Origin of the sequence: Aeromonas sp. FDAARGOS 1405 (genome assembly GCF_019048265.1) — a bacterium.
Lineage (GTDB): Bacteria > Pseudomonadota > Gammaproteobacteria > Enterobacterales > Aeromonadaceae > Aeromonas > Aeromonas veronii_A.
This window is the reverse complement of record NZ_CP077311.1, coordinates 4,179,452-4,193,591: the sequence shown is the minus strand read 5'-3', so window position 1 is coordinate 4,193,591 and position 14,140 is coordinate 4,179,452. Positions and strand designations below refer to the sequence as shown.

Annotated in this window: 12 protein-coding genes; 1 reads left to right on the top strand and 11 read right to left on the bottom strand. The window is 60.6% G+C overall.

The genetic code is table 11. The annotated features are described in order from the left end of the window. Positions 1 to 3 precede the first annotated feature (3 nt). From I6L35_RS19180 to I6L35_RS19145, 8 genes are all read right to left on the bottom strand, one after another. Entirely contained in the window at positions 4 to 1,338 is a 1,335-nt protein-coding gene (locus I6L35_RS19180; RefSeq protein WP_216979054.1) for an MFS transporter, read from the bottom strand. 27 nt (positions 1,339 to 1,365) lie between these two features. Next, positions 1,366 to 2,886 carry a signal transduction histidine-protein kinase/phosphatase UhpB gene (gene uhpB / locus I6L35_RS19175; RefSeq protein ID WP_216979053.1) on the bottom strand — a complete coding sequence of 507 codons (1,521 nt, stop codon included), beginning with the start codon at positions 2,884 to 2,886 and terminating at the stop codon, positions 1,366 to 1,368. Continuing rightward, positions 2,883 to 3,473, bottom strand: coding sequence for a transcriptional regulator UhpA (gene uhpA / locus I6L35_RS19170; protein ID WP_021231026.1), 591 nt, complete (start codon positions 3,471 to 3,473; stop codon positions 2,883 to 2,885). The genes uhpB and uhpA overlap by 4 nt, the downstream gene beginning before the upstream one ends. Positions 3,474 to 3,666: 193 nt before the next feature. Continuing rightward, positions 3,667 to 4,062 carry a nucleoside diphosphate kinase regulator gene (gene rnk, locus I6L35_RS19165; protein WP_005334070.1) on the bottom strand — a complete coding sequence of 132 codons (396 nt, stop codon included), beginning with the start codon at positions 4,060 to 4,062 and terminating at the stop codon, positions 3,667 to 3,669. A 245-nt stretch (positions 4,063 to 4,307) separates the two neighbouring features. Beyond that, positions 4,308 to 5,045 (bottom strand): ABC transporter substrate-binding protein, encoded by a 738-nt coding sequence (locus tag I6L35_RS19160; RefSeq protein WP_216979052.1) that lies wholly within the window; start codon positions 5,043 to 5,045, stop codon positions 4,308 to 4,310. Positions 5,046 to 5,127: 82 nt separating this feature from the next. Next, positions 5,128 to 5,814, bottom strand: a complete 687-nt coding sequence (locus I6L35_RS19155; protein WP_216980325.1) for a hypothetical protein — start codon at positions 5,812 to 5,814, stop codon at positions 5,128 to 5,130. Between the two features lie 72 nt (positions 5,815 to 5,886). Continuing rightward, complete coding sequence (locus I6L35_RS19150; RefSeq protein ID WP_216979051.1) at positions 5,887 to 7,278, bottom strand: alkaline phosphatase; 1,392 nt, start codon at positions 7,276 to 7,278, stop codon at positions 5,887 to 5,889. 11 nt (positions 7,279 to 7,289) lie between these two features. After that, positions 7,290 to 8,687, bottom strand: a complete 1,398-nt coding sequence (locus I6L35_RS19145) for an alkaline phosphatase (RefSeq protein WP_005334065.1) — start codon at positions 8,685 to 8,687, stop codon at positions 7,290 to 7,292. A 323-nt stretch (positions 8,688 to 9,010) separates the two neighbouring features. Here I6L35_RS19145 and ylqF point away from each other — a divergent pair, with 323 nt between their 5' ends. Beyond that, positions 9,011 to 9,961: a ribosome biogenesis GTPase YlqF gene (gene ylqF, locus I6L35_RS19140; RefSeq protein WP_005334061.1), complete on the top strand. Its 951-nt coding sequence runs from the start codon at positions 9,011 to 9,013 to the stop codon at positions 9,959 to 9,961. Positions 9,962 to 10,119: 158 nt separating this feature from the next. Here the strand turns inward: ylqF and I6L35_RS19135 are convergent, their stop codons facing one another. The 3 genes from I6L35_RS19135 to dinG form a co-directional block, all read right to left on the bottom strand. Beyond that, the gene (locus I6L35_RS19135) at positions 10,120 to 11,016 is read right to left on the bottom strand and encodes a histone deacetylase (protein ID WP_216979050.1); all 897 of its coding nucleotides are present in this window, start codon (positions 11,014 to 11,016) and stop codon (positions 10,120 to 10,122) included. Between the two features lie 181 nt (positions 11,017 to 11,197). Then, positions 11,198 to 11,857 (bottom strand): DUF2057 domain-containing protein, encoded by a 660-nt coding sequence (locus tag I6L35_RS19130; protein ID WP_005344612.1) that lies wholly within the window; start codon positions 11,855 to 11,857, stop codon positions 11,198 to 11,200. Between the two features lie 140 nt (positions 11,858 to 11,997). Then, positions 11,998 to 14,070 carry an ATP-dependent DNA helicase DinG gene (dinG, locus tag I6L35_RS19125; protein ID WP_216979049.1) on the bottom strand — a complete coding sequence of 691 codons (2,073 nt, stop codon included), beginning with the start codon at positions 14,068 to 14,070 and terminating at the stop codon, positions 11,998 to 12,000. Positions 14,071 to 14,140 lie beyond the last annotated feature (70 nt).

Sequence of the window (14,140 nt, the reverse complement as noted above, 5' to 3'; positions counted from 1 at the left end):
GTATCACATCGTGTCTGCAGGTTGGGGGCGTGGTGCCTGCGCCTTGAGGAAGGGGAGCAGCAGCAGGGCCGAGACGCCAGCCGCCACCGAGATCACCACGAAGAAGCCGTTCCAGTGCCAGATCTCCATCACCTTGGCCAGCGGATAGCCTGACAGCGCCGCCCCCATGTAGGCAAACAGGCCGACAAAGCCGGTAGCCGCTCCCGCCGAGTTTTTGTGGGAGCACTCCGCCGCCGCCATGCCGATCAGCATCTGGGGGCCAAACACGAAAAAGCCGATGGTGAAGAAGCAGGCCGCCTGCATCACGTAGCTGAAGAAGGGCATCAGCCAGAGCGATCCCACCGCCAGCAGGATCCCCACCGCAAAGATGAGGTTCATCGGGCCACGGTTGCCGTTGAACAGCTTGTCCGATCCCCAGCCCGCCACCAGGGCACCGATAAAGCCCCCCACCTCGAACATGGAGATGGCCGAGTTGGCGCTCATCAGATTGAAGCCGCGCTGCTCGGTCATGTAGAGGTTGCCCCAGTCGTTGATGGCGGTGCGCACCACATAGACCAGCACGTAACAGCAGGCCAGCAGCCAGATATAGGGGTTGCCGAGCACATACTTGCGCAGGAGCTGGCGATGGGAGAACCCCGCATCCTGAGTCTGCTGGGCCAGCTCCATCGCATCCTTGCGCCACTCGCCCACCGACGGCAACCCCATGGCGGCCGGGGTATCCCGCAACCGCCAGCAGAGCAGCAGACCGGCCGCAATGGCGATAAGGCCGGGCACTATCATGCCGTAGCGCCAGCCGTGTTGCAGGGCCAGGGTGCTGACGATAAGGGGGATGAGCGCCCCGCCGGCGTTGTGGGCTGTGTTCCAGGCCGACCACCAGACACCCCGCTCACTGCGCGAATACCAGCTGGTGAGCAGCTTGGAGCAGGGGGGCCAACCCCAGCCCTGAAAGAAGGCGTTGGCCACCCAGAGGGCGGCAAACATCCAGAGAGCGGACGAGAGGCCGAACAGGATATTGATGACGCCGGTGGCCATCAGCCCGATCCCCATGAAGTAGCGCGGATTGGCGCGGTCGCTGATGATGCCGGAGAAGAACTTGGAGCAGCCGTAGGTAATGTAGAACAGGGTCCAGAGCATGCCGATGTCTGACTTGTCCAGCATGCCGCTCGCCAGCATGTCCGGCATGGCGAAGTTGAAACTCTTGCGGGTGAAGTAGAAGACCGCATAGCCCAGATACATGGTGAGCAGCAGATGCAACCGCCAGTGACGATAGGTGGCGTCGATCTCGGCCTGCTCGCGGATCTGCGGCTGCGCCGGTGCGCTTCTCATAAAGCTCAGCATGGGGCTTCTCCCTGACGAAGGGCGAGGTTACTCATGGTTCTCCTCCCGTTTGCGGCTGGGGAGATTGACCGTCAACTGGGTGCCGTGGACGCAGGAGAGCTGCAAGGTGCCTCCCAACGCCTGCACCCGCTCGCGAATACCGAGCAGACCATAGCCCTGCGCCGCGCGGCTTTGCGGCAGGCCGCGACCATCATCCTCCAGCACCAGCTGCAGCTGTTCTTCAGCGTGGCGCGCCCGGATTGTCACCGAGTGGGCGTTGGCATGCTTGACCACGTTGTTAAGACCCTCCTGACAGACCCGAAACAGGGTGACCCGCTGGGCATCGGAGAGATCGCTGTCCGCCAATTGCCACTCCAGCCGGGTGACGATGCCGTGGCGCTCCAGCTCCAGCTCTCTGAGCAGTGCCCGTACCGCTTGCTCCAGGGTCATGTCGTCGAGCTGGCGCGGGCGCAGGCGACCGAGCAGACCGCGCACCGCGTCGTAGATGCCAAGGGAGAGGGTATCGATCAGGGCGCTGCTCTGGCCCACCCCCGCATTGTCGGGGGCGAGGCGGCGAACGATCCCGGCTTGGGTACGAATGGCTGTGATGGTCTGGCCGATGTCGTCGTGCAGTTCGCGCGCCACCTCCTTGCGGATGCTCTCCTCGGTCTCCAGCAGCCGCTCGGTGAGCTGGCGATTGTGGGCAAGCTGGCGGGTCAGTGCCTGATTGAGCTCGCGCTGGCGCTGGATGCCTGCACCCAGCAGCAAGCCGGTAAGGCTCTGGGCCAGCAGGGAGAGCAGCAGATCGAGGGGGTGATCGTGCCAGGCCTGGCTCGCCAGCAGGGCGATGGTGTTCATCAGGGTGGCGAGCAGCGCCCCCTGCCAGCCGTAGCGCCACGCCATGGCGATGATAGGGATGGCCAGACAAAACGGGGTAAAGCGCACCAGCGAGTTGGGCAGTCCCAGCTGAAGCCATAGGCTCAGCACGAATAACAGCAGATACCAGACCAGATGGCGAAAGCGCCAGTCTACCGGCTGATCCACCAGTGCAGGCCCCAGCGGCACCCAGGTGGCGCGGGTAAGGTAGTGCCAGATCAGCATGCAGGTGGAGGTGAGGGTGAGCCCGCCGGTGAGGGTGAGCAGCAGGGCCGAGAGGCCATCTTCTCCCGCCAGATGCCAGAGCAGGGATTGCAGCAGGGCTGCCACCGAGACGGTGGCGAGCAGCAACAGCAGTTGCTGCCAGTCGTTGCGCACCGGCTGGCGGCGGGCAATCAGCAGGGGGAGCAGGGTGAGCAGGCTGCCGGTCAGCAACCACTGCCAGTGGGGCAGCCCAACCTCCAGATTGATCCAGTAGAGCAGCCCCCCTTCACAGAGCAGCAGCGGCAGCCAGTAGCGACCGGGACTTTGCAACAGCAGGCCGAGACGCAGGCCGAAGGGGAACAGCAGCACCGCCAGTGCCGGGCCGCCCGCCAGATGCAGGCTGATGCTCCACAGGCAAAACCAGCCGGCGGCAAAGATGAAGCAGGCCGCCAGCGCGATGGCGACATAGCTGGCAAAACGGGAGATCACCAGCTATCCAGCATGCGGTGGGCCAGCTCGACGTTGTTGCTGACCTTGAGCTTGTCCATCAGGTTGGCGCGATGGACGTGAACCGTCTTGGGGGAGAGTCCAAGCTGCTCGGCAATGGCCTTCACCTCCAGCCCCTGTGCCAGCAACTGGGCAATCTCCCGCTCCCGATTGGTGAGGGGATCCCGGCTGCTGCTGGCCAGTTTCTGGGCGATGTCCGGCGTCAGATAACACCCCCCCTGGGCGGCGGTACGCACCGCGGCGATCAGCTCGTCCGGACTGCAGCGTTTGGAGAGAAACCCCTTGGCGCCGGTTTGCAAGGCCTGCTCGATGAGGGCCGGGCTGTCGTGAACCGAGAGCATCACCACGGCCAAGCCGGAGGGGAGCTGCTTGAGCAGCTCCAGCCCCGACTGGTCGGGCATCGAGATGTCGCAGACGCAGACCCGCGCCCCGCTGCCGGGCAGGCCGGCAAGGGCGTCGCTGGCGGAGCCGAATTCGGCGACCACCTGCAGGTCGGGCTCCAGATTGAGCAGTTGGGCAAAACCGGATCGGACGATCTGGTGATCGTCGATGAGGGCAATTTTTATCATGATGTCAGCCTGAAATTCGGTGCGTCATGACCATGACGCGGCCAACAAGATACCTGCCCCCCGAGTCAGGCTCAAGCAGCAGCAGGAAAAGGGGCTAAAAACCGGGGGGCAAGGTGTGTAAAGCTTGATCGGGATCAGCTGGCAAGGGCGAGCAAGCGGGCTGATCAACAGGGGGATGACCAGCCCGGGGGACTCAGCGGTGCAGCTCGCCGGCGCGCTCCGGCTGATAGACCACTTCCAGAATTTCGACCTCGATGGTGCGACCGGCCGGGCCCGGCCAAGCGATGCTGTCGCCCACTTTCAGACCGAGCAGGGCGCTGCCCACCGGCGCCAGTACCGAGATGTTGCTCTCGTCGCCCTTGGCATCGCGCGGGTAGACCAGGGTGAGGCAGAACTCGTTGCCGCTGCTCTGCATCTTGAAGCGTACCTTGCTGTTCATGGTGACCACGTCCGGCGGCATGTCGGCCGGTTCACGGATCTCGGCGCGGTCCAGCTCCTCTTGCAGGGCCAGATGCTGCGGGTGGTTGCCGAGCAGTTGTTCGATTCGGTCCAGATCAAGGCTGGAGATAACCAGATGAGGTTGTTTCATAAGATATTCCTTATCAAAAGCGGATAGGCCCAGACCGGCGGGCGCAGGTTGGCCATTACACTGGGTGTTACAAAAATGGATTCAACAGGTTCAATCGATAGAAAATGCCATGCCCCCAAACGACTCGCGGCCGAGGGAGCGAGGCGGGGGCTCACCAGGGTGTGAGCAAATGCGAAGAAATAGCGAGTATTTTCATAGGCCTACCATAACCATTCTGGTCAGTCTTGGCAACCGCGATTGAGTGACTACTCAGGAGCCTGATAATTGTACTGGCGGATGATCCGCGTGAGCGAGCCATCACGGCGCATCTCGTCTATCACGGCTTGCCAGCGCTGCGCCTGTTTGAAGGGGAAATCCTTGTGGGCAGCCAGATAAAACTGGGTGCGCATCAGGGTTTCTCCTCTCATCAGCCGCTCGGTTGAGAGTCCGGCAAGCTGCTGGTTGTAGAGAATGGCATTCCATGCGCCGACCCAGGCATCGATGCGGCCCCGATGCAACTTCTGGGCATTGAGCTCTTCGGTGGCTACGGTGTCACTCTCAAGCTGGAGCCGCTGTCTGAGTAGATGCTGGCCGAAGGAGTAACGCAGAGTGCCGGTCTGCAGCGGAGGGAGGTCCGTTACTTTCAGTGGTGCGGGACGAAAGCGACGATCGCTAACGATGACGAAGTCATCCTCCAGTAGCGGTGTGATCCAGTAGTAGAGGTGTTCCCGTCGGGAGCTACGTACCGGCGGGATCAGCAGCACATCCTTGCGGTGAATAGCTTGGGTAAGAGCCCGAGCCAGTGGCATCAACTCGATAGTGAGCGGTTCTTTGAGGCGTCGGGCGGCCTCTTCCATGATTTCGATGGCCATGCCGCTTGGTGCCCCCTGCTGGGAGCGGATGGCATAGGGGGGCAACTCGGCCGCTACCAGCACAATAGCCTGGGCACTGGTGTTCACCAGCAACAACAGCAGGGCAAAAAAGGGCAGGCAGAGAGCGCGCATCAAGGTCGTGAGCCAGAGTCGAATATGCAGAGTGTAACATTCCTGCCTGCGTTGTCGTTGTGCCCGCTGAGAGGTTGGGATCTCAGTCGAAGAAATCCCGCAGATCGCGCATTTCGTAATCAGCGAGTTGCTGCCAGGGGAGCTGGGCAGGCAGCTTGCGCAGGGTCACCTCCATCCGGTAGCTGCGATAGCCGTCGAGACTGGCCGATTCGACCACCAGCGGGAGCTGCCACTGACTCGACCAGAGAATGCGGGTTCGTTGCTGCCCTTCGCGTTTTTCATACCAGCGGGCCTGCTCTGGAGCGGCCTCATCCAGCGGGGTCATTCCCTCGATCAGCGCCGGGTTGACGAGATGGCGGATCTGCGGCCAGTCGGGCTTGAAGGCCACCTGGCCATACTCTTCCACCGGCACCTCAACCAGCTGGTTGTGCCAGCTGTCGGCATAACGCAGCTGAAGTTCACCCTCATCACTGCGGCTCACCCAGCGGGCCGCCATCTGGTGGGTAAAGTGCTTGTGACCGGGCGTGGCGTCGTGAGTGGCGTGATAGGCTCGGGCAAGGGGGAGGGGAATGAGCCGCTGGCTCCACACCTGATTGCCAACGCGCAGCCACTTCTCTTGCCAGACACTCTCTCTGGCGATGCCATCGCTGCCGGTGTTCCGGTCGTGATAGCTGATCCGGGCGGCGAGATCCGGGGGCGTGTCGTCAGCATGCAGGGGGAAGGCGAAGGTGCTGCCAAGCAGCCATAACGAAAGCAAAAGTCGCATCATCATCTGTCGCTCGAAAGAGCCGGGGCCCGGGCCGCTGAGTCAATTGCTCAGATGCACCCTGGCCCCTGCTGCTTACAGGCCGAGCGCCTCCCGCAGTTTGCCAAACACCTTGGTGTTATCGAGTGTGCCCTTGAAGCGGTTGCTGCCGGCGCCATCGGCAAACAGCATCACATCGCCGCCGCCGTGGGTTTCCGATGTCAGTTTGACGCCGGTCTCCTGCAGATACTCATTAGCCATCACCTGATCGCTGGTGAGGACGGAACGCACATCGGGGCGGTTGGGGCCGTTACCGAACACCAGGGTGGTGAAGGGCTTGCCATCCACGTCGTTCTGGGTCGAGCCGTCGCCATTTTTCACCAGATCCAGCACCGGATTGCCCTTGGCGGAGTAGCCGTTAATGGTCATGGTGTGGTCATGGTCGGCGGTGACCACGATCAGGGTATTGTTGAGGTCCACTTTACCCAGCGCCGTCTTGACCGCCTCATCCAGAGCCACTGCGTCGGTGAGCGAGCGCTTGGCATTGGTGCCGTGCAGGGCGTGATCGATACGGCCACCCTCTACCATCAGGAAGTAACCCTGGCTGTTCTGGCTCAGCAGGTCGATCGCCTTGGCGGTCATTTCGGAGAGGGAAGGCTGGGTATTGGCAGCCCCTTTGGCGTCCCGATCCAGCTCGTAGTCCAAGTGGGATTTGCTGCTGAACAGACCGAGCACCTTGCCGCTGGTGAGCTTGGCCAGTTCACTTTGGGTGGTGACATAGCTGTACCCCTGCGCCTTCATCTCGGCGGTCAGGTCGCGGTTGTCATTGCGACCGCCCTTGTTGCTGGCGCTGTAGGGAGTCCAGTGGTTGGCACCACCGCCCATCAGCACATCGACCCCATCTCCCAGCGCCTGGTTGAAACCTGCGCCTCCCGGAACGGCCTGTGCAGCGATGTCATAAGCGGCATCCCGATGGCAGATGTGGGCGTAGGTGGCCGCCGGGGTCGCGTGGGTCAGCTCGGTGGTGGTGACGGCCCCGACCGATTTGCCTGCCGCCTTGGCCAGTTCGAGAATGGTGGGCACGGGCTTGCCGTTATCGCTGCTGCAATTGTTGACGGTTTTGTTGCCATTGACGTCTTTGCCGGGGGCGACGGCTTTGGTGTCGCTGCTCATGGCGATCACCTCGTTGTTCATCTTGACCCCGGTGGTGTAGGCCGCCATGGAGGGGGCCGAGTCGGTGGTCTGGGCATCGTTGGAGAAGGTCTTGATGCGGGCACTGCGCGGCAGTTTCATCATCTCCAGATTGCCCTCTTCCCCCACCTTGAACAGGCGGGTGGCGGTGAGCACGGTAGGCCCCATGCCATCACCGATAAAGAGAATGACGTTTTTGGCATCACCCGCCTGTGCCTGGGAGGTTGCGCCCAGCGCACTGAACAGGGCGGCGCAGACCAGCGTGTGCTTGATGGATGTGTTCATCTGTTTGCTCATGAAAGTGCTCCTTACAGCTTGGCCGCAGCCTTGATCTTGCCGAACACGGCGGTGTTATCGAGTGAGCCATGGAAGCTGTCAGCCCCCTTGCCGATGGCGCCGAGGAAGACATCGGTGCCGCCGTGGGTCTCGTTGCCGATTTCGCCTACCTTGACCACCACTTCCTGGTGGTAGTCATTGGCGGAGACAGTGGCATCGTCGAGCGGGGCGACGCTGCTGCGCGGGCCATCCACCCGGTTGTAGCCGTTGCCAAAACCTATGATGGTGTAGGGCATGCCCTCGCTATCCTTGCTTGGCTCGCCAGTCTCGTAGTTCTTCACCAGCCCAAGTACGCCGGGGTTGTCGGCGGTGGTCTTGCCGGTGCGCTTGGCATAGCCGTTGAGCACTAGCGTGTGGTCGTGGTCTGCGGTGACCACGATCAGGGTGTTTTTCAGCTCGGGGTCGCTCTTTTTCACCTCGTCGATGGCGGCCTTGATGGCGTTGTCGAAGGCGATGGTGTCCTGCAGCGCCCGCTTGGCGTTGGTGTCGTGCAGTGCGTGGTCGATGCGGCCCCCTTCCACCATCAGGAAGTAACCCTTCTCTTTGCCCTTGAGCTGCTTGATGGCGGCCAGGGTCATCTGGGCCAGTGACGGCTCGCTGGCAGGGCGGTCCAGGTCATATTTCATGTGACTGGAACCAAACAGTCCCAGCAGCGGCTTGCCCGCATCGGCCTTGTTCAGCTCATCCAGATTGCTGGCAAACTGGTAGCCCTTGGCCTGCATTTCGCTGATGAGGTTGCGGCCATCCTCCCGCTTGCCCTTGTCGGCCTTGGGCAGGAAGAAACTGCTGCCGCCACCGAGCACCACATCCAGCCCCTCCTTGAGGGCGCTGTTGTAGCCTTTGCCGCCCGGTACCAGCTGGACGGCGATATCCGCTTCCAGATCCCGGTTGCAGATATGGGCATAGGTAGCCGCCGGGGTGGCGTGGGTCACCCGGGTACTGGTTACCACGCCGGTACCGCGGCCATCGGCTTTGGCCAGCTCCAGCAGGGTAGTCACCGGCTTGCCGGCGCTCTTGCTGCAGTCGCTCTCATAGGTGGCGTCGCCGTCCATGCTGATGACGCCGTTGTTGCTCTTGACCCCGGTCATGTAGGCCGCCATGGAGGGGGCCGAGTCAGTGACCTGGGCATCGTGGGAGAAGGTCTTGATAAAGGCCGTCTCTGGCAGGGTATCGATGGTGAGATCACCCTCTTCGCCGACACCGTAGATGCGGGCGGCCGTCAGGGTGTTGAGGCCCATGCCGTCACCGAGGAAGAAGATGACGTTGGTGGGTTGGGCTGCGGGCTTGGTCGCCACCGTGTCATTGTCTGATTTGCAGCCGGCAGCCAGGGCGGCGCCGATCATCACTGCAAGTCCTGCCATTTTTCTCATTGGGGTTCGCTCCTTGTAAAACCTGAGCGCAGCCTAGAGGGGGCAGATGACACTTTTACTGACTATCGGTGAAGGTTGTGTGAAAAAGTGATAGAAATGTTACATTACATCAATATGTTATCTATCAATTGAGCCAGTTGGTCCGGTCGTTTCCGGCAAGGTTGCTCCACCTCGGCGGTTTGCTGATTTGATGAAGTGATGGCTAGAATGACCTGTCAAAATGTGCCCGCAGCAGTTAAAATGCGCCCCCTTCGTTCGATGCCCGCGGCAGAGCGCCTGTTGTTTCATGCGCGCGCCCGCAGCCCCCACAGAGAGTAACGGATATGTCCATCAACTGGTTCCCCGGTCACATGCACAAGGCCCGCAAAGAGATTGCCGAGGTCATGCCCCAGGTCGATGTGATCATCGAGATGCTCGATGCCCGCATCCCCTTCTCCAGCGAAAACCCGCTGGTGCCCGAGCTGCGTGGTGATACCCCGGTGATCAAGGTGCTGAACAAGGCGGACCTGGCCGATCCGGCGATCACCGATCTGTGGGTGGCGCACATGGAAAAAGAGAAGGGGATCAAGGCGCTGCCGTTGACACAACAAGAGCCGGAGAAGATCAAGCAACTGCTGACCCTCTGCCATGAGATGCTGCCGGAGCGCAATTTTGAGCTGCGCGGCGTGCGGGCGATGATCATGGGGATCCCCAACGTGGGCAAGTCCACCCTGATCAATACCCTGGCGGGGCGCATCATCGCCCGTACCGGCAACGAGGCGGGGGTGACCAAGTCCCAGCAGCGGATCAAGCTGGATAACAACGTTATCCTGACCGATACCCCGGGTTTCCTCTGGCCCAAGCTCAACCCGCCCTCCTGTGGTTATCGTCTGGCCATCACCGCGGCCATCAAGGACACGGTGTTCGACTATGCCGATATCGCCATGTTCGCCGCTGACTACTTCATCAAGGCCTATCCGGAGCGGATCAAGGCGCGCTACCAGATTGACGAGTTGCCCGAGACCGAGATCGAGCTGCTGGAGATGATCGCCCGCCAGCGGGCCTTTATGCGCAAAGGGGGGCTGGCCGACCTGCACAAGGCGTCCGAGATCCTGATCAACGAGTTCCGCTCCGGCTTGCTTGGCCGCATCTCGCTGGAGACGCCGGAGATGGTGAGCGTCGAGATTGTCGAAGCCGCCGCAGAAGCCGAGCAAAAAGCCAAAGAGAAGGCCGAGCGGGAAGAGGAGCGTCAGGCCCGCGCCCGTCGCAAGTACGCCCGCAAGCGTCAGAAATAGTTATCCTCAGGCGTCCCGAGCTTGCCTGACAACGAGCGAGCTTGTGTGACCCAGATGACGAAACACGAAGAGGCGACCCCAGGGGTCGCCTCTTCTGTTTTATCTGGTGAAGTGCCCGCCCACTTCTGATGGGGTGTCCGCGCTATAAAGCCATGCCATCAGCCAAAACGGTGGCGCGCTATTTCAAACAGCGACATATGAAGCGGGATCAGCTGTTGCCAGTCGCGGCGATAGCCGCCACCAGGCACAGCGGCGACAGGCAACCCATGCTTGATTGCACAGTCAAATACCATGGCATCGCGCAGGCGAACCCCTTCATCGCTCAAGGAGAGATAACCAAGCTCGTCGGCATGATGCACATCGACGCCCGCCTGATAGAAGATGAGATCCGGCGAATAGAGCCGCAGTGCCAGTGAGAGTGCCTGTTGCAGTGTGGTGAGGTAAGCATCGTCTGTCATGCCGCTTGGCAATGGAAAGTCGAGGTGAGAGGCGGCTTTGTGATGGGGAAAGTTGTGCTCCCCATGGAGGGAGAGGGTGATGATATCGCGCCGCCCGGTGCACAAGGCCGCACTGCCATCTCCCTGATGCACATCGAGATCGACGATGAGTACCTGTTCACAGCCCCCCTCGTCGAGGCAGGTCTGGGCGGCAATCACCAGATCGTTGAACAGACAAAAACCGCTGCCGTGATCCCGATGGGCGTGGTGATAGCCGCCGGAGATCTGCAAGCCGCAGCCCTGCTCAATTGCATAGCGGCTGGCGGCAATGGTGGCACCCACCGAGCGCAAGGTGCGCTCCATCAGCATGGGTGACCAGGGAAAACCAATCTTGCGGATGGCGCGATCTTCAAGCTGGCCGCTCAGGGCCGCCGCGACATAATCAGCATCGTGAATGCGGCAGATTTGCTCCCGGGTGGCCGCAGGTGCTTCGCCAAGGGGGTAACCCCGTGCCTGCAACTGCTCAAACAGCCCCTGATACTTGGCCAGCGGAAAGCGATGGCGTTCGGGTAACGTCAGGGAGGAGTAGAGGGGGTGATAGAAAATGCGCAACGACATGGTGCCATTCTCCCTGGCAAGGTGGCGCTTTCTATATATGGAATCAGCAGATGAACCCATATATGCACTCTCTACATAAAAAGAAAGAGGAAGCGCGTAAATCAAGGCGAGTCGTGAGTGAGGCCACAGGATATGGAAAAGGGGAGCTTGGCTCCCCTTTCTGTCAATATCTCAGCCCGGCTTATTGCTGCTGTATAACCCAGATCTGGAAGGCTTTGCGGGTTTCCGCATCCGCCTTGTTGTACCAGTTTTGCAGCTGGGTCAGGGCTTCCGGATTGCTCTGTGCCTTGCTCGGCGCAGCCACGACTGGTGCGCTGGCGGCTGCCATCACGGCAGCAGAGGAGACAGCAACGGTTTTGGGCTGGTTGAATGCTTTGCCCATGTTGATCAGCTCTTGCTGATAGTCACGGGTCAGCTGGAAGCCCTCTACTTTTGGCATCACGAATTGTTCGCTGCTCACTTGCTGCCCTGTGACCTTGTCTTTCAGCGCCACTTTCTGATCTTTCAGGAACTGTTTGGCTTCTGCTTCATTACGGGGCTTTTTATAGTCCAGCACCAGTTGCTGATTGTCGGCGGCGGTGAAGTTCAGCACCAGCGGCTCGGCGGTCACCAGCTTGATTTCGTTACGGCTGGAGTAGTTGCCTTCAAAGGCGACGACCAACTGGTGCTTGCCGGCAGAGAGGGGGAAGGTGCTGGTTTTGTCGAGCAGCTTGGGGTTGATGGATTGGCCATCGATCAGCTGCACGATGTAAGGGTTGGATACTTCCAGTTGGGCATCAGCCAGGGCGCTACCGGCCCACAACAGACCAGCCAGCGCCGGTACCAGAACAGTCAGTTTCATTTCATCTCCTTGAACAGTCAGGCGATTGCCCACTGAAAACAGGGGCTCATTTTTACAGGTTTGGCCTACTGCGGCAATGGCTCTTTCCGGTGACTAAAGAGTGCTCTGCTGTTGATTTTTTTGTTTATACAGTGGTTTGATTACTCGATCCGCCGAGAGAACGGCGGGAGGGCATCGAGCAACCCCTTGCCATAACGTTTGGTCAGCAATCGCCGGTCAAGGATGGTGACCCGCCCCCGATCGGCCTCTTTGCGGATGAGTCGACCACAGGCCTGTATCAGTTTGCGCGATGCCTCCGGCACTGTCAGTTGCAGGAACGGGTTGCCTCCTCGCTGCTCCACCCACTCGGCGGTGGCCTCCTCGACCGGCGAGTTGGGCACCGCAAAGGGGAGCTTGGTGATCACCAGATTGGTAAGGTAGTGACCCGGCAGATCCAGCCCCTCCGAGAAGCTGCCGGTACCAAACAGGATGCTGGCCTGACCGCCATCGCATTTTTGCTTGTGCAGGGTGAGCAGGGCGCTACGGGAGGCTTCCCCCTGCACCAGCAGTGATAGTCCCTTGGCTCGCAAGCCAACAGCCACCTCATTCATCTGCCGGTAGGAGGAAAAGAGCACCAGACTCGCCTCCTTGCCCGCCAGAATGCGCGGCAGCACGCTGACAAGCTCGCTGGTAAAAGCAGGCGAGTTGGGTTCGTGCGCCATTTTGGGCAGATAGAGCTCGGCCTTTTGGTAGTCAAACGGTGAGCGCAGGCGCAGATATCGGGTGCCGTCATGCTCTTTGAGCCCTACCTGATGGCGAAAATAACTAAAGGATGAGAGGGCGGTGAGCGTTGCCGAGACCAGCACGGCCCCCAGGCATTTCGACCAGAGCCACTCCTCCAGCAGATATCCCACCTCTATGGGGGAGGCATGCAGCCAGATATCGCCATCATCGCTCTTGGCCATCCAGCGGGCGAGCGGGGTTTTGCCTGTCGGGATATGGCGCCCCAGCATCTCCCACAGGGCGCAGAAACTCTCCAGCCGCTGCAGATGAAAACCGCTCTCGGCCAGCAGGGGTTCTGCCTCCTTACGGCGGATCTCGCCATCTTTCAGTGCTTCACCGATCGCTCCCTGCATCCTATCCAGCGCCCGCAACGCTTTCTTGCTCGACTCCTTGAGGTTCTCTGCCAGCATGGGCAGGGGATCCGGCAACACCCCCTCGGCGAAACGATAGTGGGGGTCACTGCCAAACAGCCGATCGTTGGCGCCGAGCCACTGCTCGACCGCCTTCAAGTCGGGTTGGATGGAGGCCAGCGCATCCTGCAATTTGAGTTGGGGGTCGAGCAGGCTTTCCTTATTAAGCGTCCGCGCCAGCTTGCCTGCGCTTTGCACCAGCTTCTCCAGCCAGCGGCGTGAACCTTTGATACTGGCCGACGCCGCGCCGTGATCCCGGGCAATGGTAGGCAGGTGATGGGCTTCATCCAGTACATAGATGCATTCATCTGGGGGGGGCAGGATGATACCTCCGCCCATGGTGAGATCGGAAAGCAGCAGCGCATGGTTGACCACCAGTACATCGGCGCTATCCATGTCGTTGCGGGCGCGATGAAAGGGGCAGTGCTGGTGATGGCTCAGCGCTTTGTTGCAAGTATGACGGTCGGCGGCGATGCGATCCCAGCAAGTGTCGGGAATGGGCTCTGGCCAGTTGTCCCGATCCCCATCCCATTTGCCATTGGTGTAGGCCTGCCACAGGGCCTGGTAGCGATCTTTGTCGCTGTCAGATGGCTTGGATTTGCTCAGACTGCCAAAGTCGAGCTCAAAGTTGGCCATCTCGGCACCACTGGCTGCCTGCTCCAGCAGATGCTCGCAACAGTAGCGCTGGCGTCCTTTGACCAACATGAAACGAAACGGCAGCTCACTGTGGCGGTGGTAGAAGGGGAGGTCTTTGTGGATCAGCTGCTCTTGCAGCGCCACGGTGGCGGTGGAGATCACCAGCTTCTTCTGGGTAAGGCGAGCTACCGGAATAGCGCCTTGTGCATAGGAGAGTGATTTGCCGATGCCGGTGCCGGCTTCGGCGACCAGAATGCGGCGCTGTTTATCGTACTCCCCGGTTAACGTCTTGGCGATTTCGGCTACCAGAAAATTCTGCTCCTTGCGCGGTACAAAACCGGGTAATTCATCCGCAATCTGGCGATAAGTTTGACGGATGATGGCTTTGAGGCGAGTCGAGAGCATAAAGATAAAGTCAGCTTGGGAGTTAATCGGAAGACAAGGATACCCGTAACCCCTTGGAGAGGTCGAGGAG

What these genes read in the sequence shown, in the direction of transcription:
- I6L35_RS19180 (WP_216979054.1), bottom strand. Translation starts at nt 1,338, where the DNA reads ATGCTGAGCTTTATGAGAAGCGCACCGGCGCAGCCGCAGATCCGCGAG.
- uhpA (WP_021231026.1), bottom strand. Translation starts at nt 3,473, where the DNA reads ATGATAAAAATTGCCCTCATCGACGATCACCAGATCGTCCGATCCGGT.
- rnk (WP_005334070.1), bottom strand. Translation starts at nt 4,062, where the DNA reads ATGAAACAACCTCATCTGGTTATCTCCAGCCTTGATCTGGACCGAATC.
- I6L35_RS19160 (WP_216979052.1), bottom strand. Translation starts at nt 5,045, where the DNA reads ATGCGCGCTCTCTGCCTGCCCTTTTTTGCCCTGCTGTTGTTGCTGGTG.
- I6L35_RS19155 (WP_216980325.1), bottom strand. Translation starts at nt 5,814, where the DNA reads ATGATGCGACTTTTGCTTTCGTTATGGCTGCTTGGCAGCACCTTCGCC.
- I6L35_RS19150 (WP_216979051.1), bottom strand. Translation starts at nt 7,278, where the DNA reads ATGAGCAAACAGATGAACACATCCATCAAGCACACGCTGGTCTGCGCC.
- I6L35_RS19145 (WP_005334065.1), bottom strand. Translation starts at nt 8,687, where the DNA reads ATGAGAAAAATGGCAGGACTTGCAGTGATGATCGGCGCCGCCCTGGCT.
- ylqF (WP_005334061.1), top strand. Translation starts at nt 9,011, where the DNA reads ATGTCCATCAACTGGTTCCCCGGTCACATGCACAAGGCCCGCAAAGAG.
- I6L35_RS19135 (WP_216979050.1), bottom strand. Translation starts at nt 11,016, where the DNA reads ATGTCGTTGCGCATTTTCTATCACCCCCTCTACTCCTCCCTGACGTTA.
- I6L35_RS19130 (WP_005344612.1), bottom strand. Translation starts at nt 11,857, where the DNA reads ATGAAACTGACTGTTCTGGTACCGGCGCTGGCTGGTCTGTTGTGGGCC.
- dinG (WP_216979049.1), bottom strand. Translation starts at nt 14,070, where the DNA reads ATGCTCTCGACTCGCCTCAAAGCCATCATCCGTCAAACTTATCGCCAG.